The sequence below is a fragment of the Rubrivirga litoralis genome, from assembly GCF_031846415.1.
GTDB lineage: Bacteria > Bacteroidota > Rhodothermia > Rhodothermales > Rubricoccaceae > Rubrivirga > Rubrivirga litoralis.
Genome location: NZ_JAVRHT010000046.1, coordinates 1 through 23,155, shown reverse-complemented (window position 1 = coordinate 23,155; position 23,155 = coordinate 1). Strand labels below are relative to the sequence as shown.

Sequence of the window (23,155 nt, the reverse complement as noted above, 5' to 3'; positions counted from 1 at the left end):
GGGTGGGAGGGACGTAGGATCGCGGAGGTATAGAGGGATGAGCGGAAACCACCGCCCCGCCCGCGCCTCATCTGCTTCTCCCCCCATCCCGCATCTCCTCTCCCTTCGCCACCCTCACCGCCTCGTCGCCACCATCTGCACCGGGCCGGACGGCCGCAGCGTGACCGAGCCGTGCGCGGCGGGCGGGGCGGCGGCCAGCTCGAGCCGCCACCGCTGCGCGACCGTCGCCAGCACGAGCGTGCCCTCGATCCAGGCGAACTGCTCGCCGATGCAGCCGCGGCGGCCGGCGCTGAAGGGGAGGTAGGCAAACTTGTGCCGCCCCGCCCGCGCCTCGGGCGCGAACCGCTCGGGGCGGAACGCCTCGGGCTCGTCCCAGAAGCGCGGGTCGCGGTGGAGGTGGAGCGGGGCGAACAGGATCGTCGTCCCCTTCGGGAGCGGGCGCCCCCCGAGCTCGGTGTCGCGCGCCGCCTCTCGGCCGACGGTCCAGGCGGGCGGAAAGAGCCGCATGGACTCGGCGAACACCTGCCGCGTGTAGGGCAGCTGGTCGAGGTCGTCGAACGTGGGCGGGGCGGCGAGCGCGTCGACTTCGGCGTGCAGGCGGGCCTCAGCGTCGGGGTTCCGGGCGAGGAGCGCCCACGTCCACGCGAGCGCGACGGCCGTCGTCTCGTGGCCGGCGAGGAGCAGCGTCATGGCCTCGTCGCGGACCTCCTCGTCCGTCAGCGCCCCGCCCGCCTCATCGTCGCGGGCGTCGAGGAGCATCCCGAGCAGGTCGGCGTGCTCGACGTCGGGCTCGCGGCGGCGCTCGTCGATGAGGCCGTAGACGAGCGCGTCGAGCGTGGCGCGGGCCGCCTTCGACCGCCGGTTGGCGCGCGTGGGTAGCCACATGAGCCGGTCGGCGAGCGGGTACTGCGCCCCGTCGAACCCCGCCATCGCGTCGCGGACCGCCCCGCTCACGCGGTCCGCGTCGGAGAGGACGTCGGCGCCGAACAAGGTCTGCCCGGCGATCGCGAGGGCCAGCCGGTTCATGGCCTCGGCCGCGTCGAACGGCTCGCCCTCGGCCCAGCCCGCCGTCTCGGCGCGCGTGAGGTCGACCATCGTCCGGCCGTAGCCCTGGAGGCGGCCGTGGTGGAACGCGGGGAGCACGAGCCGCCGCCGGCGCGTGTGGCGGGGCGGCTCGCTCGTCAGCAGGCCGTCGCCGAGGACCGTGCGCGCGAGCCGGAGCCCGCGCGCCTTCGTCACGTCCTCGTTCCGGTCCACAAGGAGCTCGCGGAGCAGGTCGGGATGACGGACGTGGGCGACCGGCGGGAGCGGCCACCCCTCGGCGATCACCAGGTCGCCGCCGACGGCGTCGAGCCGGTCCACGCCCTCTTTCAGCTCGCGCATGAACGCCGCGAGCAGCTCGAAGCGGTGCGAGCCGTGTGCGTACCGGCGGACGTCGGGCGAGGGCGGGACGGCGGGCATGGGCGGGATGGAATGGGCCTCGTTCAACGTGGCGGGGCGGGGCGGGGTGGGGTGGGGGGGGCGCTGTCTTCACCCGGGTCCCACCCCGCCCGAGCACCCGCGGTGGGGGGAGTGGACCGATCGCGGGACTAAAACCTAGACGAACAGGTGGGTTCCTATCTTGGGCCACCCCGCCCCTCCGCCAATGATCCGCTCCCTCACCGCCGACGAGATCCGCCGTCGCTACTCTATCCTACTGAACCCTCCGCCGCCCCGCCCGCGCACTCCCCGCGAAGGCGGAACGGCGGGGCGGGGCGGCGGTATCGCAGGGTATGCCGGAGGGCCGGCACCCCTAGCCGCTAGCTTGCCCGGCCGCGCAAGACCCACACCGCCCGCACCATGAAGCGCCTCGTCGTCGTCGAGTCCCCCACGAAGGCCCGGACCATCCGCAAGTTCTTGCCGCCCGGCTACCAAGTCGAGGCCTCGATGGGCCACGTCCGCGACCTGCCGTCGTCGGCCGCCGAGATCCCGGCCAAGGTCAAAAAGGAGAAGTGGGCGCGGCTGGGCGTCAACGTGGCCGAGGGGTTCGAGCCGCTCTACGTGGTCCCGGCCGACAAGAAGAAGGTGGTCAAGGAGCTGAAGGCGGCGCTCAAAGACGCCGACGAGCTCTACCTCGCGACGGACGAGGACCGCGAGGGCGAGTCGATCGGGTGGCACCTGCTCCAGGTGCTCGCCCCCAAGGTGCCCGTCAAGCGGATGGTGTTCCACGAGATCACCAAGGACGCCATCCTCAAGGCGCTCGACCAGACGCGCGAGCTCGACACCCGGCTCGTCGACGCCCAGGAGGCCCGGCGCGTGCTCGACCGGCTCGTGGGCTACTCGGTCTCGCCGGTGCTGTGGAAAAAGATCGCGCCCAAGCTCTCGGCCGGACGCGTTCAGTCGGTCGCCGTCCGCGTGCTCGTCGAGCGTGAGTGGGAGCGGCTCGACTTTGTGAGCGCGTCGTACTTCGACCTCGCCGCCACGCTCGTCCAGAAGGGGACGGCGTTCGGGGCCAAGATGACGCACTACGGCGACCGCCGCCTCGCCACGGGCAAGGACTTTGACGAGAAGACGGGCAAGCTGCTCGGCAAGAGCGACGCGCTCGTGATGGGGGAGGACCAGGCGAGCACGCTCGCCGGCCGCCTCAAGGGGGCGGGGTGGCGCGTCGCCGAGGTCCAGCAGAAAAAGGCCCGCCGCTCGCCCGCGGCCCCGTTCATCACGTCGACGCTCCAGCAGGAGGCGAACCGGAAGATCGGGATGAGCGCCCGCCGCACGATGCAGACGGCCCAGAAGCTCTACGAGCAGGGCCACATCACCTACATGCGGACCGACTCGCCCATCTTGTCGTCCGAGGCCATCGACGCGGCGCGCAAGGCGGTCCGCGACCGCTACGGCGACGAGTACCTGAGCCCGAAGCCGCGCCAGTACTCGGGCAAGGTCCGCAACGCGCAGGAGGCCCACGAGGCCATCCGCCCCGCCGGCACCCAGATGCGGACGCGCAAGGAGCTCGGGCTCTCGGGCGACGAGGCGAAGCTCTACGACCTCATCTGGAAGCGGACCGTCGCCAGCCAGATGGCCGAGGCCCGGCTGCTCCGCACGCGGGCCACGATCCTGGCCGCCGAGGGCACGGACGACGAGAGCACGTTCCGGTCCAGCGGGCAGGTGGTCGAGTTCGCCGGCTTCTTCCGGGCCTACGTCGAGGGCCGGGACGACCCGAGCGCGGCGCTCGACGACCGCGACAACCCGCTCCCCGCCCTCGCCGAAGGCGACACGCCCGACTGCAAAGACGTCGAGGCGCAGGGCCACGAGACCAAGCCCCCGTCGCGCTACACCGACGCCTCGTTGGTCCAGGCCCTGGAGAAAGCGGGCGTCGGGCGGCCCTCGACCTACGCCTCCATCATCGACACGATCGTCCGGCGCGGCTACGCGCTCCGCAACGGGAACCAGCTCGTGCCGACCTTCACGGGCATGGCGACGACGAACCTGCTCGCCAAAAACTTCGACCGGCTCGTCGACACGCAGTTCACGGCGCGGATGGAGGAAGAGCTCGACGAGATCGCGGCCGGCGACCAGGAGCGGCGGCCGTACCTGGAGCGGTTCTTCAACGGGCCGGAGGGCCTAGAAAAGAAGGTCGAGGCCGGCGTCGAGACGATCGACCCGCGCGAGATCTCGACCATGCGCCACGCCAAGTGGGGCGACTACGAGGTCCGCGTCGGGCGCTACGGACCGTACGTGGCCGCGCCGGGCGGCGAGACCGCCTCCATCCCGCCCGAGGCCGCACCCGCCGACGTGCTGGAGGCCGACCTCGCCGCCTTTATCGACGCGAACGAGGACGAGCGCGTGGTCGGCATCCACCCCGAGGCCGGGCAGCCCATCCTGCTCAAGTCGGGGCCGTACGGGCCGTACGTCCAGTTGGGCGACGACGATGAGAAAAAGCCCAAGCGCACGTCGCTCCCCAAGGGCACGCAGCCGGCCGACGTCGACCTCGACCTCGCCGTCGCCCTGATCGGCCTGCCGCGGACGCTCGGCGAGCACCCGGAGACGGGCAAGCCGATCCTCGCCAACATCGGCCGCTACGGGCCGTACGTCCAGCACGAGCGGACGTACGCCAGCCTCAAGCCGGCCGACGGTGACAACGTGCTGACGGTCGAACTCGATCGCGCGCTGGAGCTCATCGCGGAGAAGGCGCGCAAGAACGCCCCGCTCCGCACGCTCGGCACCCACCCGGAGACGGACAAGGCGATCGACGTGTTCGAGGGCCGCTACGGGCCGTACGTCAAGCACGAGAAGACGAACGCGACGATTCCGAAGGGCGTCGACAAGGACGAAATCACGCTCGAACAGGCCGTCGAGCTGATCGACGCGAAGGCGGCCAAGAAGGGGAAGAAGAAGCCTGCGGCCAAGAAGAAGGCGCCGGCGAAGAAGAAGCCCGCGGCCAAAAAGACGACGGCCGCGAAAAAGAAGGCGCCCGCCAAAAAGACCGCGGCTAAGAAGCCGGCCGCCAAGGCGGCGCCCCGAAAAAAGGCGTCCTGACCACCCCGCCCGCAAAACGCGGGCGGCACGGGCGGGGTGGTGACCTCGGCCAAGCAGCCCCGCCCCCGCGACGTGCGGGCGGGGCGGCGATCGAACCGCTCGTCGGGCGACCGCCGGTCAACCCTACGGCGACCACCCCGCCCGCACGCTGGGGCGGGGCGGCCGAACTTTCTGCTCGCTGCTCGCTGCTCGCTGCTCGCTGCTCGCTGCTCGCTGCGGCCTACGACCGCCGCACGATCAGCACGCCCGCCACGATCGCCACCCCGCCCGCGATCTGGAGCGCCTGCACGGGCTCGCCCAGCAGGACGGCGCCGGCCGCGATGCCGACGAACGGGACGAGGTTCGAGAACGCCGCCGTCCGCGACGGGCCGACGGCCTGGACCGACGCGTTCCAGATCCCGTAGGCGACGCCCGTCGAGAGGCCGCCCGAGTACAGGATGGCGAGCCAGTCCCACGCGTCCGTCGCCCCCCAGTCGGCGGCCAGGAGGTCGGGGAGGGCGAGGGCGACGAGGCCGGGCAGCGACACGACGATGCCCCAGAACGTGAGCCCGAGCGCCGACGCGCCGCGGTCGAGGAGCGGCCGCGCGAGCGTCGTATAGACGCCCCACGCGACCGAGGCGCCCAGCATGAGCGCGACGCCGACCGCGTCGCCTCCCAGCTCGCCCGGGCGGCCGACGACGACGAGGACCACGCCGACGAGCGAGACGGCCGTCCCCGCCCACCCCAGCAGGCCGAGCCGCTCGACGCCCAGGGCGTGCGCCGAGACGGCCGTCCACAGCGGGCTCGCCCCGATGAGGAGCGCGCCCATCCCCGCCGTCACCCGGTCCACGCCGACGATGAACCCGGCCTGGTAGATCAGGATGCCGAGCAGGCCCAGCCCCACGACCTCCCAGTGGCCGACGCGGAACGTGGACGTGATCGGGAGGCCGCGCCGGCGCGCCTGGCGCACGTGGAGCGCGCCCAGGACGCTCAGCGAGACCGCGAACCGCGCGAGGTTGACCACGAAGGGCGGAAGCACTTCGAGTGGTACTTTAATCACCGCGAAGTTGACGCCCCAGATCAGCACGACGGCCAGCAGGCCGACCTCGCGGGCGATGGGGGGGCGGGTCGTGGTCGTCGTCATGGCGGCGAAACGTAGCCCGCCGCCCCGCCCCCGCCGGCTGGCCGTCCCGTCCGCACGCGTTCCTCACCGCCCCGCCCGCGCCCCATGTCCGGGATCCGCAAGCTCTACTACTCGATCCGCGAGGTCAGCGAGATGACCGAGCTCGAGCCCCACGTCCTCCGGTTCTGGGAGTCCAAGTTCGACGCGCTCCAGCCGAAGAAGAACCGGGCCGGCAACCGGACCTACACCGAGCGCGACGTCGAGACCGTCCGCCGCATCCAGCACCTCGTCCGCGAGGAGAAGTACACGCTGGAGGGCGCGCAGCAGGCGCTCGAACGTGGCGACGCTCCCGCGGCCGCCGTGCCAGCCGCTGGGGGCGGGGCGGCGGGCGGCCCCGGGCTCCCGCGCGAGACGCTCCTGGAGCTCCGTGCGTTTTTGTCGGACGTGTTGCGGAGGCTCTGAGCCGGCCCCTAGTTTCCGCACCCCGCCGCCGGCCACGCTGGCGCGGGACGTTTTCGGGTAGTGGCGCAGCCAGGTAGCGCACCAAGCTGGGGGCTTGGGGGTCGTGGGTTCAAATCCCGCCTACCCGACACGAGACGCCGTCCGGCCCTGCGCCGGGCGGCGTTTTGTCGTCCGGGCCGTGCCCCGGGCGTGGGTACCTTGGACTCCCCCCAGACTGCCTCCCCGCCCGTGCCCGCCGGATCCTCTTTCGAAGCCGACCTCCGTGCCGTCCGCGAGGCGCGCGGCCTCTCCCTCGACGAGATCCAGCAGCAGACGCGGATCCCCGTCGACGTCCTGAAGCGGTTCGAGGAGGGCGGCCTCGTCGGCGACCCGACGTACAACGACGTCTACCTCAAGGCCTTTTTGCGGTCGTACGCCAAGGCCGTCGGCGTCCCGGCGGCCGATGTCCTGGAGGCCCGACGCCAGCAGGAGGCCGGCGCGTACGGCGGCGCCCTCCACCCGAACGGCTCGGCCGCCCCGCCCCGCTCGGGGCGCGGCGCGGAAGCCGGCGAGGGCGGGGCGGTCCGCCGCGCGGCGCCCCCGCCCGAGCGCCAGGAGGCCGCGGGCCGCACGGGCGCGCCGGCCCCGGCCGTCGAGGCGCTCGCGTCGGCGCCGGACCCGACGGTGCGGCGGGAGCCGGAGCCCGAGCGCCCGGCGCCCTCGTCGCGCGTCTCGCGGGCTGAGGTGTCGACCAAGCGGTCGTTCGACAAGAACTGGGGCGTCATCCTCGGCCTGTTCGCCGTCGTCGTGGCCGTGCTCGCGGCGGCCCTCTACTTCCTCGTCTTCGCCGGCGACGACGAGCCCGAGGCCGACGTCCCCGACACGGTCGCCATCGGCGACGGCGCCGAGGCCGTCATCGACACGAGCGGGGTGGGGGCCGGCGCCGCGACGGGCGGCCCGCAGCTCCAGCTCCCCATCGAGGTGACGGTCGAGGCGACCGGCGGCAACGGGCTCCAGTCGTTCCGCGTGACCGAGGACGCCGCCGAGCGCCAGCCCCACTGGATCAACCTCGGCGACTCCCAGGCGTTTTCGGCCGACTCCGCTCTCGTCTTGTGGGGCCAGGACACGTTCGTCCCCGGCGAGGCGACCTACGTGTTCCAGGGCCAGCGCTTCACGCCCGCGTCCGAGGCCCCGCTGCGGATCACGCGCGAGACCGGGCAGCGCGTCCTCGACTCCCTCGCCGCCCGTTAGCCCCGGGCGGGGCGGCCGCCCCGCCCCCCGACCCCAGACGTAGACGTGGACGTTGCCCGCGCCGCCCTCGGGCTGCTCGACCGGATCTCGCCCCCGCCCGCGACCGAGGAGGCCGCCGCGGCGCTCGCCGCCGAGCTCCGGCCGGTCGTCCGCGGCCTCGCGCGGGCCTACTACACCGACGGCCAGAGCCTCGTCGGCGACACCCAGTACGACCGGCTGTTCGGGGCGCTCCGCGACCTGGAGGCGGCCCACCCCGCCCTCCGCACGCCCGACTCGCCGACGCACCGCGTGGGCGGGGCGCCGCTCGACCGCTTCGAGAAGGTCCGCCACCCGGTCCCGCTCCTCTCGCTCGGCAACGCGTTCGACGCCGACGACCTCCGGGCGTGGTACGAGCGCGTGCTGAAGGGGCTCGACGGCGTGCTCGACGAGGGCGAGCGGCCGGCGCTCGCGGCCGAGCTCAAGATCGACGGGCTCGCGCTCGCGCTGACCTACGAGGACGGCGTGCTCGTGCGCGCCGCCACGCGCGGCAACGGCCGCGTGGGCGAGGACGTGACGCCCAACGTGCGGACGGTCCGCGCGCTTCCGCTCCGCCTCGCCGACACGCCGCCGGCGCGCGTCGAGGTCCGCGGCGAGGCGTACATGCGGCGGTCGACGTTCGAGGCCCTCAACGAGCGGCTGGCCGAGGCCGGCGAGAAGCCGCTCGCGAACCCGCGCAACGGGGCCGTCGGCAGCCTCCGCCAGCTCGACCCGACCGTGACGGCGGGCCGCGGCCTCGACTTCTGGGCCTACGGCGTCGGCCCGGCCGAGGGCGACCTCCCCGCCCGTCACTCCGCCGTGCTCGACGCCGTGGCCTCGTGGGGCGTGCCGGTGAGCCCCGAGCGGGCCGTGTTCGACGACGTCGAGGCCGCCGTCCAGTTTTGCCAGGCGTGGGCGGGGCGGCGCGACTCGCTCGACTACGAGATCGACGGGGTCGTGGTCAAGGTCGACCGACTGGACTACCAGGGCGTCCTGGGTCAGGTGGCGACGGCGCCGCGCTGGGCCGTCGCCTTCAAGTTCCCCGCCCGCGAGGCGACGACGCGGCTCCTGGACATCGAGCACAACGTGGGGCGGACCGGCGTCATCAAGCCGCTGGCGATCCTCGACCCGGTCGACGTGGGCGGGGTGACGGTCTCCAAGGCCACGCTCCACAACGCCGACTACATCACGTCCCGCGACGTCCGCCGGGGCGACCTCGTGGTCGTCAAGCGGGCGGGCGACGTGATCCCGGCCGTCGTCGGGCCGGTGGTCGAGGCCCGCGACGGGACCGAGGAGCCGTACGCCCCGCCCACGACGTGCCCCGCGTGCGGCGAGCCCGTCGAGCGCGCCGAGGGCGAGGTCGACCTCCGCCACGTCTCGGGCGGCTGTCCGGCCCAGCTCACGCGCGCCGTCGAGCACTTTGCGAGCCGGAACGCGCTCGACGTCGACGGGCTGGGCAAGAAGATCGCCGTGCTCCTCGTCGAGACCGGGCTCGTCGGAGACCTCCCCGACCTCTACGCCCTCACGGCCGAGGACCTCATGCCGCTCGAGGGGTTCAAGGAGAAGAAGGTCCAGAACCTGCTGACCGGCATCGAGGCCGCGCGGCACCGGCCGCTCGCGCGGCTCCTGTTCGGGCTCGGCATCCGCCACGTGGGCGAGACCGTGGCCCGCGACCTCGTCGCCCACCACGCGTCGCTCGACGCGCTCGCCGCGGCGACGGGCGAGGAGCTGGAGGCCATCGACGGCGTCGGCCCGGTCGTGGCCGAGAGCGTGGTCGCGTGGTTCTCGGACGACGAAAACCGGCGGGCCGTCGAGCGGCTCCGCGAGCGGGGCGTGAACCTGGAGCGGCTCCCCGACGAGCCCGTCGCCACCCCGCCCGACGAGGCCGCCCCGCTCGCGGGCGTGACCGTCGTGCTGACCGGGACGCTCCCGACGCTCACGCGGCCCGAGGCCAAGGTCCAGATCGAGGCGGCCGGCGGCAAGGTGACCGGGAGCGTCTCGAAAAAGACCGGCCTCGTGGTCGCCGGCGAGGCGGCCGGCTCCAAGCTCGCCAAGGCCGAGGAACTGGGCGTCCCGACGGTCGGCGAGCCCACGCTCCTCGCGCTCCTCGACGGCACGGCCACCCTCGCCGACGTGCTCCCCGCCCCGCCCGACGCGGAGGAAGCGCCCGCAGACGACGCCGCCGCCGCCGCCCCGCCCGATGACGAGGGCGGGGCGGGGGAGGAGCAGGGCGACCTGTTCGGGGCCGCGTGACGGGCCGCCCCGCCCGTGCCGCTCGCCGCCGGCGGGTCCCCGGGCGGGGCGGTCGCGGCCGGCCAGATCGAGCCACACGGCGGGCGGGGCGGATCTACTATGGCCCCGCCCCGCTCGCCCGCCACCCCGCCCTCCGCGCCCCGTGCTGACCGCCCTCGACGTCGTCGTTCTCGTGGTGTATGGCGTGGGCGTGATCGCCTTTGGGCTCCGGGCCGGCGGTCGGCAGCGGACGACGCAGGACTACTTTTTGGGCGGCCGCGACCTGCCGTGGTGGGCCGTCTGCTTCTCGGTCGTCGCGACCGAGACCAGCACGCTGACGGTGATCGGCGTGCCGGTCGTGGCCTACTTCGGGTCGTTCACGTTCCTCCAGCTCGCCATCGGCTACCTCATCGGGCGCGTGGTCGTGGCCTCGGTCTTGCTGCCGCGCTACTTCCGGGGCGAACTCCAGACGGCCTACGCCTTCCTCGGCGACCGCTTTGGCGACACGACGCGGGCCGTAGCGTCGGTTACGTTCCTCGTCACGCGGCTCCTGGCCGACGGCGTCCGCCTGTTCGCGACGGCCATCCCGATCCAGGTCATAGCGCGCGCGGCCGGGCTCGACGTCGGCTACCCGGCCGTGATCCTCGCGATCGGCGTCGTGACGGCGGCCTACACCTACGTCGGCGGGCTCAAGGCGGTCGTCTGGATGGACGTGGTGCAGATGGGGATCTACGTGGGCGGGGCGGTCCTGGCGCTCGTGCTCCTGTGGCCCGCGCTCGCGGCCGCGCTCCCCGAGGCGCTCGCGGCCGGCAAGCTGACCGTCGTCGATTGGGGCACGGGCGGGCTGAGCGAGGTGCTGACGCAGCCCTACGCGTTTCCGGTCGCCGTGATCGGCGGGGCCTTTTTCGCGATGGCCTCGCACGGGACCGACCAGCTCATCGTCCAGCGCATCCTCGCGTGCCGGACGCTGGCTGAGGGGCGCCGGGCGATGGTGTGGAGCGGCGTCGTGGTCGCCCTCCAGTTCGCCCTGTTCCTCGGCGTCGGCGTCGGGCTGTGGGCCTTCTACGGCGCCGCCCCGCTCGCCGAGCTGGGCCTGGGGCGGGGCGACGAACTGTTCCCCCTCTTCATCCTGAACGAGATGCCCGCCGGGCTCCGCGGGCTCCTCTTTGCCGGCATCATCGCGGCGGCCATGAGCACGCTGTCGTCGTCGCTCAACGCGCTCGCCGGCTCGACGCTCATGGACCTCGTCGAGCGCCTGGGCGGCCGGCGGCCGGACGAGGCCGCGGCGCTCCGGCTGAGCCGCGTGCTCACGCTCGTCTGGGCGGCCGTGTTCGTCGGGTTCGCCACGCTCTTTACCGGGCTCGACAACCCGGTCGTCGAGCTGGGGCTGGGGATCGCCGGGTTCACGTACGGCGGCCTGCTCGGCGCGTTCGCGCTCGGCCTCCTCGTCCGCCGCGCCCGCCAGGCCGACGCGCTCGTCGCCTTTGCCGTGACCATCGCCGCGCTCACGGCCGTCATCTTCGGCGTGTGGTGGAGCGGGGCGGCCGAGGCGTGGGTGTGGGCGTGGCGGCCGTCGGCCGAGGACAGGGAGGCCGGGGCGCTGAGCGCCGTCGCGTGGCCGTTGTACCCGCTCGTCGGCGTCGCGGTGTCGCTCGTCGTCGGCGGGCTCCTGTCGCTGCGCCACCCCGCCGGCTCGGACTCCGCCCCGCCCCGGGCGGACGCCGCCCCGCCCCGGTCGGCGGGCGGGGCGGGGTGGGGCGGGAGCCGTTCCTAGCCCGCCGCGTCCAACCCGCCCTCGCCGGCTCCGGGCCGGCCCTCCCAGCTCACACGCTGCATGGCCTTCCTCGAACGCATCGGGCTCGCGCCCAAGTCCGGCCGCTACTCGCGCCGCGCCGGGCTCCGCTCGGACAGCCGCTCGCCCGACGACGGGCGCCCCGAGACGACGCGCCGCGTCGTGCTGGAGCGCGTGGGGCTCCTGGCGGCGCTCGCGGCGATCGCCATGCTGGCGTTCCCGAACGTCTCGGTCTACGATGGGACCGCCCGCGTCGGCGACGTGTGGACGGCCGAGGACGTCGTGGCCCCGTTCGACTTCCCCATCCGGCTCCCCGAGGACGAGCTCCGCGGGCGGCGCGACTCGGTCCTCCAGTCCGAGCCGCCCATCTTCAACGAGGCGCCCGGCGCGCTCGCGCAGACGCTGGCCCGGCTGGACTCGGTCGACGCCCGGCTGGACTCGGCGTTCGTGGCCTACGCCGGATGGCGGGCGGGGCGGGAGCGGCTCCAGGCCGATGGGCCGGCCGCCGGCCGGGACCCCGAGCGGGCCGCCGACCGGGCGGCGGTCCGGGCCGACTCGGTCCGCTACGCCGCGCTCCGCGACGACATCCGCCTGTCGCTCTCGGACGCGCAGTGGAACCGGCTCCTGACGTCGGCCTACGGCGTCGCGTCGGGGCGGGCCTCCCCGCCCACGCTGGACGACCGGCTCCTGGGCGAGGCCGCGCGGATCGCGCGCGAGGTGCTGGCCCGGGGCGTCCTCGACGTCCCCATCGACTCCGTCCGCGCCCCGACGCTCCTCGTCCGCAACCTGGACCCCCTCGTGCGGAGCCAGGAGGAGCGGCCGCGCGAGACCGTGGTCGGCGTGGGCGAGGCCGTCGCGCTCGCCCGGCGCTCGCTCCAGGCCGCGTTCCCGTCCCGGCCCGACACGGTCGGGATCGGGGCCACCCTGTTCCGGTCGGCGTTCGAGCCCTCGCTGCTCTACGACGCCGACGCGACGGCCCGAGCGCGGCAGGCGACGATCGACGCCGTGCTCCCGACGCGCGGCCGCGTGCGCCAGGACCAGGTCGTCGTCCGCCGCGGCGACGAGGTGACGCCGGAGCGCTACGAGCAGCTCCGGTCGCTCGACCTCGCGCAGCGCGAGCGGAGCGGGGAGACGTCGTGGGCGCGGGCCGTCGTGGGCCGGCTGCTCCTGATCCTCTCGGCCCTCGTCCTGTTCTTCCTCTACGTCTACCTCCTCCGGCCGGGCATCTTCTACGACACGCGGCGGCTGGTCCTCGTGTGCCTGATCCTCGGGATGGTGCTCACGGGCTACCTCATGGCTGGGGCGTTCGGCGGGGCGGCCCCGCTCGTGGTCCCGGTCGCGCTGGCGTCGATCCTGCTCACGATCGTGTTCGACAGCCGCGTCGGGAGCTTCGCGACCATGACGATGGCGGCGCTGGGCGGGTTGGTCTTCGGGTACGACTTCCCGTTCGCGTTCGCGACGCTCATCGTGGGCGTGCTGGCCGTGTTCTCGGTCCGCGACGTGAAAAACCGGAGCCAGCTCCTGGTCTCGGCCGCGCTCGTGCTCACCGCCTACGCGATCGTCCTCACCGGCTACGCCCTGCTCCGCGTCGACGTGTGGACGGCCCGGTTCACGGCGGAGCTCGTGGCAGTCGCCATCAACGCGGGGCTCATCCTGTTCGCCGGGCCGCTCCTGTGGCTCATCGAGAAGGGGTTCGGCGTAACGACCGACATGGCGCTCCTCGAACTTTCCGACACCAACCGGACGCTCCTCAAGGAGCTCTCGCTCAAGGCGCCGGGCACGTTCAACCACTCGCTCCAGGTGGCCAACCTGGCCGAGGCCGCGGCCGACGCCGTGGGCGCGAACGCGCTGCGCACGCGCGTCGGCGCGCTCTACCACGACATCGGGAAGATGATCAAGCCCGAGTACTTTATCGAGAACCAGCAGCCGGGCGAGAACCCGCACGAGCGGATCAAGCCGTCGATGTCGGCGCTCGTGATCGCGGCCCACGTCAAGGAGGGCGTCCAGCTGGGGCGCGAGCAGCGGCTGCCGACGGTCGTCATCGACTTTATCGCGAGCCACCATGGGACGGGCCTCATCGAGTTCTTCTACCGCCGCGCCCAGGAGCAGGCCGAGGACCCCGACTCCATCGACGAGTCGGACTACCGCTACCCCGGCCCGCGCCCGCGGACGAACGAGCAGGCCATCGTCATGCTCGCGGACTCGGTCGAGGCCGCCTCGCGGAGCCTCGAGAAGCCGACGCCGCGCCGGCTCGAGTCGCTCATCGACGGGATCGTCGCCGCGCGCGTGGCCGACGGGCAGCTCGACGAGTCGTCGCTGACGTTCTCGGACCTCCGCCGGATCAAGGGCACGTTCCACCAGCTCCTCTGCGGCATCTACCACTTCCGCGTGAAGTACCCCGACCAGGCCGAGGAGCCCGAGGTCGGGGCGGCGAGCGGCGACGGCGCGGCGCCTGAGGCGGAGGCCGCCGACGTCGAGCCGGTCGAGGAACCGGCTTCGGGGAGCGTGGAGGCGCCCTATGACGGCCCGGACGAGGAGTTCGACGGCGAGCGGCCGACGAGCGAGGAGCGCTCGACGCTGGGGTAGGAGCGCCCGGGGCGTACGGGAACGGGCGGGGCGGTCGCGCAGCCACCCCGCCCCCAGCATGCGTAGAACACGACCCGGGGCGGGCGGGGCGGTCGCGTGTGCCGCCCCGCCCGTCCAGAATGCGGACACCACGCGTGGTGTCCCTACGGCACCGCCCCGCCCGTTACGCCCGCCCGGGCGCCGCGGCCCGACGGCGTTGCTCGACGGCGTTGCATGCAACGCCGCTACGGCGGCCACCCCGCCCTCGGCGTGGGCGGGGCGGTGATCTCCCGCTGCCTGCCCTACACGCCCAGCACGTCGCGGATGCGGGCCAGCGACTCCGGCGCGATCCGCGGGGCGATCTCGGCCGACGGCGTCTCGTGGTGCTGCAAGACCGGGCGCACGCGGCGCCGGGCCTGCGGCGTGTACAGGACGAGGCTGGCGCCGCGCACGACGGCCTCGACCTGGCGACGGTCGGCGTCGACGGGCAGGCCGAGGACGTCGCCGGCGAACCCGGTCCGCGCGCGGAGCTCGTCGGAGAGCGGGGCGACGGCGTCGGCCCCGCGCGTGACGAGGCCGAGCGCCTCGGGCGCCATGAGGCGGGCCACGCGTTCGAGGACGTCGAGCGGGTAGGTCACGACGGCGCCCACGATCTCGGCCTCGGGCCGCGCGCGCCGGGCCGCGCGGAGGTCGGGGAGCGGGACGACGAGGCCGTCGAGGGCCTCCGCCTCGCCCACGTCGGACAGGAGCGCGGCGCCCACGCGCTCCTGGAGGGCGGCGCCCGCCTGCTCCGCCCCGCTCTCGGCCAACTCGCGGTAGGCGGCCGCGAACAGGAGCGTCCGCGCGGCGCCGGGCCGCTCGAAAAACTGGAGCCCCTCCTCGACCACGTAGTCCACCTCGTCGTCGCTGAGGCCCAGGCCGACGAGCTTGTGGAGAGCCTCCTCGACCACGCCGGCCCCGCGCTCCAGCCGCTCCGACCGCGAGAGCGCCTGGCGCTCGACGACCACGTAGCCGCCGCCGCGGCGGACGTCGACGAGCCCCTCCTCGGCCAGCCGCTGGTACGCCTTGCGAACCGTGTGGAACGAGATCCCGACCTGGTCGGCCAGCGCTCGCGTCGACGGCAGCCGCACGCCCGGCCGGTACCGCCCCGCCCCGATCTCGTAGCGGACGGCCTCGACGAGTTGGTCGGCGAGCGGGAGCGGGGCATTGCGGTCGAGCTCGATCACGGGCGGGGCGGAGGAGGCACGGAGGGATCGGGCATGAAGGGATGCGCAGAGGGCGCTGCGCGGGGGGGCGACGCGGGCGGGGCGGCCCCGCACCCCCTCATCCCTCTATCCCTGATCCCTCGTTCATCCCTCCCCTACAGCTCCTTCCCCTGGAGGCTGCGGCGGGCCGCGTAGGCGGCGCCGACGATGCCGGCCTCGTTGCCCAGCGCGGCCGGGACGATCTTGGCCTTCGTCTTGAGGAGCGACCCGAACGTTTTCCACTTGGCCGGCTTGCTCACCCCGCCCCCGATGATGAGGAGGTCGGGGGCGAAGAGGAACTCGTACATCTCGAGCACCGGCTGCACGCGCTTTTTCGCCCACCGCTCCCACGAGAGGTGGTCCCGCGACCGCGCCGAGTCGGCGGCAAAGTGCTCGGCCTCACGCTTGTCGTAGTGGACGTGGCCGAGCTCGGTGTTGCGGACGAGGTGCCCGTTCGTGAACAGGGCGCTCCCGATGCCGGTCCCGAACGTGAGCAGCAGCACCGTGCCCTCGGTGCCCCGCCCCGCCCCGAACTGGACCTCGGCGATGCCCGCCGCGTCGGCGTCGTTGAGGACCGTCACGGGCACGCCGAGCGTCTTGCGGAACAGCTTTTCGGCGTCGACGCCTTTCCAACTGTCGTCGATGTTGGCCGCCGTCTCGACCACCCCGCCCACGACGCGGCCGGGGACCGTGAGGCCGACCGGCTTTGTCCACTCGTGGAAGTCCATGACGGCCTGGACCGTCTCGGCGCACGCCTCGGGCGTGGCCGGCTGCGGCGTCGGGATCCGGTGACGCTCGGTCAGCAGCTCGCCCTTTTTCGCGTGGACCGGGGCGCCCTTGATCCCCGATCCGCCGATGTCGATGCCGAGCAGCTTCTTGGGGGCCTTCGACTTTTTCTTCTTCGACATGGAGGGGCGGGGCGGCTACGGCGTGTAGAGCTCGACGGCAAACCACCCGCGCGGGTCGGTCCACCGGGACTCGCGGCGGAGGCCGGCGCGAGCGGCGACGGCGGCGAGCCCGTCGGGGCCGTACTTGTAGGAGTTCTCGGTGTGGATCGTCTCGCCGTCCCGAAAGCTAAACGCGCGGTCCCCGACGTGGAGCGTCTGGTCCCGGGTGCTCCGCAGGTGCATCTCGATGCGGCCCTCGGCCTCGTTCCACCGAGCCTCGTGCGCCCAGGCGTCCGGGTCGGCGTCGGCGCCGAACTCGCGGTTGAGGCGCTGCAGCAGGTTGAGGTTGAACGCGGCCGTCACGCCCTCGGGGTCGTCGTAGGCGGCTTCGAGTACGGCCGGGTCCTTTTTCTGGTCCACCCCGAGCAGGATCGCCCCGCCCCGCCCGGCCACGTCCTTCGCGTGGCGGAAAAACTCCTCGGCCTCGTCGGGCGTGAAGTTGCCGATCGTCGAGCCCGGGAAAAAGACGACGCGCCGAGCCGTCTCGGGCGGGAGGGCGGGGAGGCGGAACGGCCGCGTGTAGTCGGCGGCGACGGGCAGCACGGGGAGCCCGGGGTAGGCCGCCCGGAGGCGCTCGGCCGTCGCCAGCAGGTAGTCCTCGGAGATGTCGATGGGGACGTACGCCGCGAGCGTCCGCCGCGCGTGGAGGGCGCTGAGCAGGATCCGCGTTTTATCGCTCGACCCCGACCCGTACTCGACGAGCGCCGAGTTTTTGCCGATCGCGTCGACGAGGTCGTCGGCGTGGGTCTCGAGGATGTCGCGCTCGGTCCGCGTCGGGTAGTAGGCGTCGAGCCGCGTGATCTCGTCGAACAGCTCCGACCCGCGCTCGTCGTAGAAGTACTTGGCCGGGAGCGTCCGCGGTCGGCTGCTCAGTCCGCGGACGACGTCGGCGAGAAAGGAGGACGCGCCGGCGTCGGCGGGCGGGGTGGCGGAGTCGGGCACTCGGGGGGAGGGATGGGGGACGGGAGAGACATGCAGGAGCGGGCGGGGTGGCCGAGCGCGAGTTGGCTCGTCCCCCCGCGCCTCGCCCTAGGCCGACCGCGCCAGGCGGAGGCCGGTAAACTGCCAGGCCGCCTCGGGCGGGAAGAAGTTCCGGTACGTCGGGCGGATGTGGGCGCGCGGCGTGGCGACCGACCCGCCCCGCAGGACGAACTGGTTGGCCATGAACTTGCCGTTGTACTCGCCCAGCGCGCCCTCGACGGGCCGGTAGCCGGGGTACGGGCTGTATTGGCTGTGCGTCCACTGCCACGCCTCCCCGAACATCTGGCGCAGACCCGCCCCGTCCCCGGCGCTCGGCGCGCCGTCGCCGCCGGCCGGCGAGGCGGCCGCGTTCGGGTGGAACCGCTCGCCCTCGACGAACGCTGTGGGCGGGGCGGGGGCCTCGCCGGAGCCGTCCCAGACGGACCGCGCGGCGACCTCCCACTCGGCCTCGGACGGCAGCCGCGCGCCGGCCCAGCGGGCGTAGGCGTCGGCCTCGAAGTAGGTCAGGTGGGTCACGGGCTCGTGCGGGTCGACCGGGCGCATCCCGGCCAGCGTGTAGTGCGAGAACCCGAGCGGCGCGTCCTCGTCACGCTCCCAGTAGAACGGCTCGGCCCAGCCGCGCGCCTCGCGCTCGGCCCAGCCCAGCGACAGCCAGAGCGGGGCGGCGTCGTAGCCGCCGTCCGCGATAAACTCGGCGTACTCGCCGCACGTCACCAGGCGGTCGCCGATCTCGAAGGCCTCGACAAAGGCCCGGTGGCGCGGCCCCTCGTTGTCGAAGTGGAACCGCTCGGCGGCCGTCGCCCCCCCCAGCGCCTTGCCGATCTCGTGGAGGCCGGCCTCGAACGGCCGCCAGCCCAGCGGCCCCGGGTTCTCGGCGCCCACGAGCGGCCGCTCGCGGAGGGCGGGGCGGAGCGGGTTGACCGAGAACACGTGCTTGAGGTCGGTCACCATGAGCTCCTGGTGCTGCTGCTCGTGGTTCAGCCCCACCTCGATCACGCCGGCGACGGCGTCGGAGTCCGCCCCGCCCGCGTCGAGGAACCGGCGCATGGCGTCGGTCACGTGGTGGCGGTAGGCGAAGACCTCCTCGACCGTGGGCCGCGAGAGGTAGCCGCGTTGCGCGCGGCAGTGGCGCTCGCCGGCCTGGACGTAGTAGCTGTTGAACAGGAACGGGTAGCGCTCGTCGTAGAGCGCGTAGCCGTCGGCGTGGGGCGTGAGCACGAAGGTCTCCCAGAACCACGTCGTGTGGGCCAGGTGCCACTTGGTCGGGCTCACGTCGGCCATCGACTGGACGACGTAGTCCTCGGTGACGAGCCCCTCGCACAGACGCTCGGTCTGGGTGCGGACGGCGGCGAACCGCTCGGAAACGGACGTGGAAACGGCGGGCGGGGCGGCGGGCATAGCGGGGCGGGGGAGCGGTAGGGGGGTACGCGGAGCGGGTCGGCGGCGTTCAGGGCGAGGCGTCGGGCGGGGCGAGCTCCGTCACCACGTCCGCCCCGCCCTCGATCGTCCGGTGGACGGGGCACTTGTCGGCGATCTCGGCCAGCTTGGCGCGGGCGTCGTCGTCCAGGTCGCCCTCGAACCGGAGCGTCCGCGTCAGGCGGTCGAGGCGGGCGCCGCCCGTCTCGCACGCTTGGCAGTCGGTGGCGTGGACCTTGGCGTGCGCCACGTCGACCTCGACGGCGTCGAGCGGGAGCCCCTTGCGGTCGGCGTACATCCGCACGGTCATGGCGGTGCACGCGCCGAGGGCCATGCCGAGCAGGTCGTACGGCGTCGGGCCGCTCTCGGTGCCGCCGACCGACCGCGGCTCGTCGGCGGCGACGCCGAACCCGCGCGCCGACATCTGGGTGCGGAACCCGCTCTTCCCGATCTGCACGCGCACCGTGGGGTCGGCGTACGCCGATCCGTCTCCGGCCGCCCCGCCCTTGGCGGCGTCGCTCGCGGCGGGCGGGGTGGCGTCGGGCGACGGGCACAGGTACCGCCCCGCCCAGGCGGCGAGGACGTCGGCGACGTAGCGGGCGTCGCCCGCGTCGCTCAGCAGGTGGTCGGCGCCGTCGAGCGAGACGAAGCTTTTGGGGTGCCGCGCGGCCTGGAAAATGTGGCGGGCCTGCTCGACGCCGACCGCCCGGTCCTGGGGCGAGTGGAACACGAGGAGCGCCCGGCCGAGCCGCGCGATCCGGTCGTGCATGGCGTCGTGGCTCTCCAGGTCGTCCAGGAACTCCCGGCGGACCGTGAACGGCCGCCCGCCGATGTCGACCCTCGCCTCGCCCCGGGTCGTGATCTCGTCCTCGGCGTCCACGAACAGGCGGCGGACGTGGGCCGGGTCGCACGGCGCCGCGATCGTCGCCACGGCCCGCGACGACGGGACGCGCTCGGCGGCCGCGAGCACGGCCGCCCCGCCCAGCGAGTGGCCGACGAGGAGCTGCGGCCCTTCACCCCGCTCGGCCTCCAGGAAGGCCGCGGCGTCCACAAGGTCCTGAACCGTGGTCGAAAACGACGTGTCCTCGAAGGCGCCCTCAGACCGTCCCAGGCCCGTGAAGTCGACGGCCAGCACGCCCACGCCGCGCTCCGCGAGCGCCGAGCCGATGCGGCGGACGGCGTGGAGGTCCTTGGAGCAGGTAAAGCAGTGCGCGAAGAGCGCGTAGGCGGAGGGCTCGCCGCTGTCCGGCAGGTCGAGGCGGGCCGCGAGCGCCGCCCCGCCCTCGCGGGGGATCATCAGTCGTTCAGAGCGCGGCATGAAGAGGGGCGGGATGGGGGAGGGACGCGGCTGTAGACGCCGCGAGTCCGCTCGGTCCTACCGCCCCGCCCTCACCGTCGGCGGGCGGGGCGGGGTGTTTCGGCTCGGCCCTCTCGTCCTTCAACCTTTCTTAATGTCCGTGTCGCCGTCGTCGTCGCGGACGTCGGTGTCGTCGTCGGCGCGGCCTTGGGGCGTGGGGGCGTCTTCCTGGTCGACCTCGGTCACGGGGTCGTCGGCGGAGGCGTCTTGGGGGCGGGGCATGTCGGGCATGGGGACTCGGGAGCAGGTGGGCGCGTCTAAGGCCGCCCCGATCCGCTCAGTTCCGCCCCGCCCCTTTGTCCGCCCCGCCCCGCCTCGTCGCCCTCTACACCGCGCCCGCCGCCGGGGCGCCCGTCGTGCGCGTGCCCGAGGCGCGCGCGCTGGCGGGGCGGGGGCTGGAGGGCGACCGCTACGCGGCCGGCGAGGGCTCGTTTAGCCGGTGGCCCGGGCGCGGCCGCGCCGTGACGCTGATCTCGGCCGAGGCGCTCCGCGAGGCCGAGGCCGCGTTCAGCGTGTCGCTCTCGGCCGGCGAGCACCGCCGGAACCTTGTGGTCGAGGGGCTGGACCCGGCCCTCCTGCGCGGCGTCCCGTTCCAGATCGGCGAGGCCCGCTTCGAGGGCGTCCGCCTGTGCGCGCCGTGCAAGTACCTCGTGCGCGTGACGGGCCAGGCTGAGGCGTTCGACGCGCTCGTCGGGCGGGGCGGCCTCCGCGCCGAGGTCGCCGCCGGGGGTACGATCCGCGAGGGCGACGCCGTCCTGTGGGACCCGGCCGACCGCGCCCGCGCGCCCCGGCTCCCGGGGTAACATGGGCCGCCCCGCCCGACGGGGGGCGGGTACTCGGTACGGGGTACTCGGTACGGGGTACTCGGTACGGGGTACTCGGTACGGGGTACTCGGTACGGGGTACTCGGTACAGAGGGCGCGAGGGCGGGGTGGACGCCGCCCCGCCCTCGCGCCTCGGCCCGACGGCGTTGCCCGACGGCGTTGCATGCAACGCCGCTACGGCGGCCGCCCCGCCCTCGGCGTGGGCGGGGTGGCGCAGCTTGCCCCCTCGGACATTCCGGCCGTTTTCCGCCCCGCCCGGTGGCGCCGCCCCGCCCCGCCAGGCATCTTCCCGTACCCCGTACCCCGTACCCCGTACCCCGTACCCCGTACCGATGCCCGCGATTCCCGACTCGACGATCGACGAGGTCCGCTCCGCGTCCGACCTCGTGGACGTGGTGAGCGACCGGGTGCGCCTGAAGAAGCAGGGGAAAAACTACATGGGGCTGTGCCCCTTCCACAACGAGAAGTCGCCCTCGTTCTCGGTCGACGCGGCGCAAAACCTCTACTACTGCTTCGGGTGCCGGCGGGGCGGCGACGTGTTCAAGTTCGTCGAGGAGATCGAGGGCGTCGGGTTTTTGGACTCGGTCCGCCTGCTCGCCGACCGCGCCGGGATCACGATCCAGGAGGAGGGGGCGGGGCCGGAGGCCGACCGGAAGGGGACGCTGCTCGCCGCGCTCCGCTTTGCGGCCGGGTTCTACTTCGACCAGCTCAAGACCCCGGCCGGCGAGCGCGCCCTGGCCTACCTCAAAGAGCGGGGGTTCACCAAAGAGGCCGTCGTCGCGTTCGGGATCGGCGCGGCGCCGGACTCGTGGGACGCCCTCGCCACGGCCGCCGAGACGGCCGGGTTCAAGCCCGACGTGCTCGAAGCGGTCGGCCTGGTGAAGTCGCGCGAGGGCGGGGCGGGGGGGCGGGGCGGGCACTACGACGTGTTCCGCGACCGGCTCATGTTCCCCATCCTCTCGCCCATCGGGAAGGTGCTCGGGTTCGGCGGGCGCATCCTCCCCGATACGCGGACCGGCAGCGATGACTACACGCCGGCCAAGTACGTCAACTCGCCCGAGACCGAGGTCTACCACAAGGGCCGCGTGCTCTACGGGATGAAGCAGTCCAAGCGCGCGATCCGCACCGAGCGCGAGGCGATCGTGGTCGAGGGCTACGCCGACGTGGTGGCGCTGTGGCAGGCGGGCGTGCAGAACGTGGTCGCCGCCAGCGGCACGGCCCTCGCGCCGCAGCAGATGGACCTCCTGCGCAAGCTCGACGTGCAGCGGCTCGTCCTCCTCTTCGACGCCGACGCCGCCGGGCGGGGCGCGGCACGGAAGGGCGTGGACCTCGCGCTCGACGCCGGCCTCGCGCCCTACGCCGTCACGCTCCCGGACGGCGCCGACCCCGACTCGTTCGTCCGCCAGTTCGGCGCCGACGCCTTCCGCGCGTTCCTCCGCGACGAGCGACAGGACTTTGTCGCCTTCCTCGTCGCCGGCGCCCAGCGCGACGGCTCGCTCGACACGCCCGAGGGGAAGTCGGCCGCCGTCCGCGACGTGCTGGCGACGATCAAGCGGCTCAAGGACCCGATCCAGGCCGGCGAGTACGTCCGCCAGGCCGCGTCGGCGCTCGGCGTCTACGAAACCGACTTGCGGCGCCAGTACGACGGCCAAGCCCCGCCCCGCCGCCCCGCCCCGCGCCTGGACGAGGAGGAACCCGCCGCCCCGCCCCCGCCCGTCGTCCGGGTAAAGCCCGAGGAGGTGTCGCTTCTCCGGCTCATGCTGGCCCACGGGGCCGCGATGGTCGAGCACGTGCTGACGCGGATGGGGACCGACGAGTTTACCGAGGGCGCCCCGCGCGACGCCGTCGAGGCCATCATCGCCCAGTTCGAGGCCGGCCAGATCGACCCGACCCCGTTCGTCCGCGGCGCCTACGGCGACGCCGTGCGTGGGCTCGTGGCCGAGGCGCTCTCCGAGCGCCACGGGCTCAGCGAGAACTGGGAGGGCAAGGTGGGCGTGGCCCCCAAGGGCCGCGACGACGACCCGTTCGCCTCGGCGACGAGCTCGATGCGGCTCCTCAAGCTCGACCGCGTCCAGGAGGCCGTGACGGCGGCCATGCGCGAGATCCAGGTCCGCGAGCGGGGCGGGGAGGACATCGCCGACCTCCAGGCCGACGTCAACGCGCTCAACGAGCTCCGCCGCCAGATCGAGCGCGACGAGTTCCTCGAGTGGCCGGGCGGGGCGGGGGAGGAGGCGACGGGCGACGGGTGACGAACGGCGGGGGCGCCACGCCGCCCCGCTCAACGACGGGCATCCGTAGGGACACGACTCGTCGTGTCCGGGGAGCGCGGACCCAGAGGGCGGGGTGGTCGCCGCCCCGCCCGTGGCCTAGGCGCGTCGCCGGGCGAACGCGGACACCACGCGTGGTGTCCCTACTACGACTCCGCCCCGCCCGGACGCCGTTGCCCAACGGCGTTGCATGCAACGCCGCTACGGCG

General features: G+C 73.8%; 16 protein-coding genes and 1 tRNA gene. 9 read left to right on the top strand and 8 right to left on the bottom strand.

Annotation, left to right across the window (positions count from 1 at the left end):
• Positions 1-114 precede the first annotated feature (114 nt).
• Complete coding sequence (locus RM540_RS14760; protein WP_311665486.1) at positions 115-1,461, bottom strand: cytochrome P450; 1,347 nt, start codon at positions 1,459-1,461, stop codon at positions 115-117.
• Between the two features lie 378 nt (positions 1,462-1,839).
• On the opposite strand from RM540_RS14760, the gene topA reads away from it, so the two are divergent.
• Positions 1,840-4,512 carry a type I DNA topoisomerase gene (gene topA, locus RM540_RS14755; protein ID WP_311665484.1) on the top strand — a complete coding sequence of 891 codons (2,673 nt, stop codon included), beginning with the start codon at positions 1,840-1,842 and terminating at the stop codon, positions 4,510-4,512.
• A 220-nt stretch (positions 4,513-4,732) separates the two neighbouring features.
• Here topA and RM540_RS14750 read toward each other — a convergent pair whose 3' ends face one another.
• Positions 4,733-5,635 (bottom strand): DMT family transporter, encoded by a 903-nt coding sequence (locus RM540_RS14750; RefSeq protein ID WP_311665482.1) that lies wholly within the window; start codon positions 5,633-5,635, stop codon positions 4,733-4,735.
• 84 nt (positions 5,636-5,719) lie between these two features.
• On the opposite strand from RM540_RS14750, the gene RM540_RS14745 reads away from it, so the two are divergent.
• The 6 genes from RM540_RS14745 (at position 5,720) to RM540_RS14720 (ending at position 13,931) form a co-directional block, all read left to right on the top strand.
• The gene (locus RM540_RS14745) at positions 5,720-6,076 is read left to right on the top strand and encodes a MerR family transcriptional regulator (RefSeq protein ID WP_311665480.1); all 357 of its coding nucleotides are present in this window, start codon (positions 5,720-5,722) and stop codon (positions 6,074-6,076) included.
• A gap of 54 nt (positions 6,077-6,130) precedes the next feature.
• Positions 6,131-6,204, top strand: a tRNA-Pro gene (locus tag RM540_RS14740).
• A gap of 100 nt (positions 6,205-6,304) precedes the next feature.
• Complete coding sequence (locus RM540_RS14735) at positions 6,305-7,306, top strand: helix-turn-helix domain-containing protein (protein ID WP_311665478.1); 1,002 nt, start codon at positions 6,305-6,307, stop codon at positions 7,304-7,306.
• An 84-nt stretch (positions 7,307-7,390) separates the two neighbouring features.
• Positions 7,391-9,574, top strand: a complete 2,184-nt coding sequence (gene ligA / locus RM540_RS14730) for an NAD-dependent DNA ligase LigA (RefSeq protein WP_409945973.1) — start codon at positions 7,391-7,393, stop codon at positions 9,572-9,574.
• Positions 9,575-9,719: 145 nt separating this feature from the next.
• Positions 9,720-11,327 (top strand): sodium:solute symporter, encoded by a 1,608-nt coding sequence (locus tag RM540_RS14725; RefSeq protein WP_349256333.1) that lies wholly within the window; start codon positions 9,720-9,722, stop codon positions 11,325-11,327.
• Between the two features lie 60 nt (positions 11,328-11,387).
• A complete protein-coding gene (locus RM540_RS14720; protein WP_311665471.1) occupies positions 11,388-13,931 on the top strand; it encodes an HD family phosphohydrolase in 2,544 nt (847 codons plus the stop codon).
• Positions 13,932-14,212: 281 nt separating this feature from the next.
• Here RM540_RS14720 and RM540_RS14715 read toward each other — a convergent pair whose 3' ends face one another.
• The 6 genes from RM540_RS14715 to RM540_RS14690 all read right to left on the bottom strand — a co-directional run bounded on the left by RM540_RS14715 (position 14,213) and on the right by RM540_RS14690 (position 20,077).
• Complete coding sequence (locus RM540_RS14715; RefSeq protein WP_311665469.1) at positions 14,213-15,136, bottom strand: GntR family transcriptional regulator; 924 nt, start codon at positions 15,134-15,136, stop codon at positions 14,213-14,215.
• A gap of 134 nt (positions 15,137-15,270) precedes the next feature.
• Positions 15,271-16,062, bottom strand: coding sequence for a polyphosphate--glucose phosphotransferase (ppgK, locus tag RM540_RS14710; protein WP_311665467.1), 792 nt, complete (start codon positions 16,060-16,062; stop codon positions 15,271-15,273).
• A gap of 15 nt (positions 16,063-16,077) precedes the next feature.
• Positions 16,078-17,043, bottom strand: coding sequence for an L-histidine N(alpha)-methyltransferase (gene egtD / locus RM540_RS14705; RefSeq protein ID WP_311665465.1), 966 nt, complete (start codon positions 17,041-17,043; stop codon positions 16,078-16,080).
• An 87-nt stretch (positions 17,044-17,130) separates the two neighbouring features.
• Positions 17,131-18,480: an ergothioneine biosynthesis protein EgtB gene (gene egtB / locus RM540_RS14700; RefSeq protein ID WP_311665462.1), complete on the bottom strand. Its 1,350-nt coding sequence runs from the start codon at positions 18,478-18,480 to the stop codon at positions 17,131-17,133.
• Positions 18,481-18,529: 49 nt separating this feature from the next.
• Positions 18,530-19,816 carry a bifunctional alpha/beta hydrolase/OsmC family protein gene (locus tag RM540_RS14695; protein ID WP_311665460.1) on the bottom strand — a complete coding sequence of 429 codons (1,287 nt, stop codon included), beginning with the start codon at positions 19,814-19,816 and terminating at the stop codon, positions 18,530-18,532.
• A 120-nt stretch (positions 19,817-19,936) separates the two neighbouring features.
• Positions 19,937-20,077, bottom strand: coding sequence for a hypothetical protein (locus tag RM540_RS14690; RefSeq protein ID WP_311665458.1), 141 nt, complete (start codon positions 20,075-20,077; stop codon positions 19,937-19,939).
• 74 nt (positions 20,078-20,151) lie between these two features.
• Between RM540_RS14690 and RM540_RS14685 the strand changes: the two genes are divergently transcribed.
• On the top strand, positions 20,152-20,658 hold the full coding sequence (locus RM540_RS14685) for an MOSC domain-containing protein (protein ID WP_311665456.1): 507 nt from the start codon (positions 20,152-20,154) through the stop codon (positions 20,656-20,658).
• 353 nt (positions 20,659-21,011) lie between these two features.
• The gene (dnaG, locus tag RM540_RS14680) at positions 21,012-22,928 is read left to right on the top strand and encodes a DNA primase (RefSeq protein WP_311665454.1); all 1,917 of its coding nucleotides are present in this window, start codon (positions 21,012-21,014) and stop codon (positions 22,926-22,928) included.
• Positions 22,929-23,155 lie beyond the last annotated feature (227 nt).

What these genes read in the sequence shown, in the direction of transcription:
- RM540_RS14760 (WP_311665486.1), bottom strand. Translation starts at nt 1,461, where the DNA reads ATGCCCGCCGTCCCGCCCTCGCCCGACGTCCGCCGGTACGCACACGGC.
- RM540_RS14695 (WP_311665460.1), bottom strand. Translation starts at nt 19,816, where the DNA reads ATGCCGCGCTCTGAACGACTGATGATCCCCCGCGAGGGCGGGGCGGCG.
- RM540_RS14690 (WP_311665458.1), bottom strand. Translation starts at nt 20,077, where the DNA reads ATGCCCCGCCCCCAAGACGCCTCCGCCGACGACCCCGTGACCGAGGTC.
- RM540_RS14750 (WP_311665482.1), bottom strand. Translation starts at nt 5,635, where the DNA reads ATGACGACGACCACGACCCGCCCCCCCATCGCCCGCGAGGTCGGCCTG.
- RM540_RS14745 (WP_311665480.1), top strand. Translation starts at nt 5,720, where the DNA reads ATGTCCGGGATCCGCAAGCTCTACTACTCGATCCGCGAGGTCAGCGAG.
- egtB (WP_311665462.1), bottom strand. Translation starts at nt 18,480, where the DNA reads ATGCCCGCCGCCCCGCCCGCCGTTTCCACGTCCGTTTCCGAGCGGTTC.
- dnaG (WP_311665454.1), top strand. Translation starts at nt 21,012, where the DNA reads ATGCCCGCGATTCCCGACTCGACGATCGACGAGGTCCGCTCCGCGTCC.
- RM540_RS14720 (WP_311665471.1), top strand. Translation starts at nt 11,388, where the DNA reads ATGGCCTTCCTCGAACGCATCGGGCTCGCGCCCAAGTCCGGCCGCTAC.
- topA (WP_311665484.1), top strand. Translation starts at nt 1,840, where the DNA reads ATGAAGCGCCTCGTCGTCGTCGAGTCCCCCACGAAGGCCCGGACCATC.
- ppgK (WP_311665467.1), bottom strand. Translation starts at nt 16,062, where the DNA reads ATGTCGAAGAAGAAAAAGTCGAAGGCCCCCAAGAAGCTGCTCGGCATC.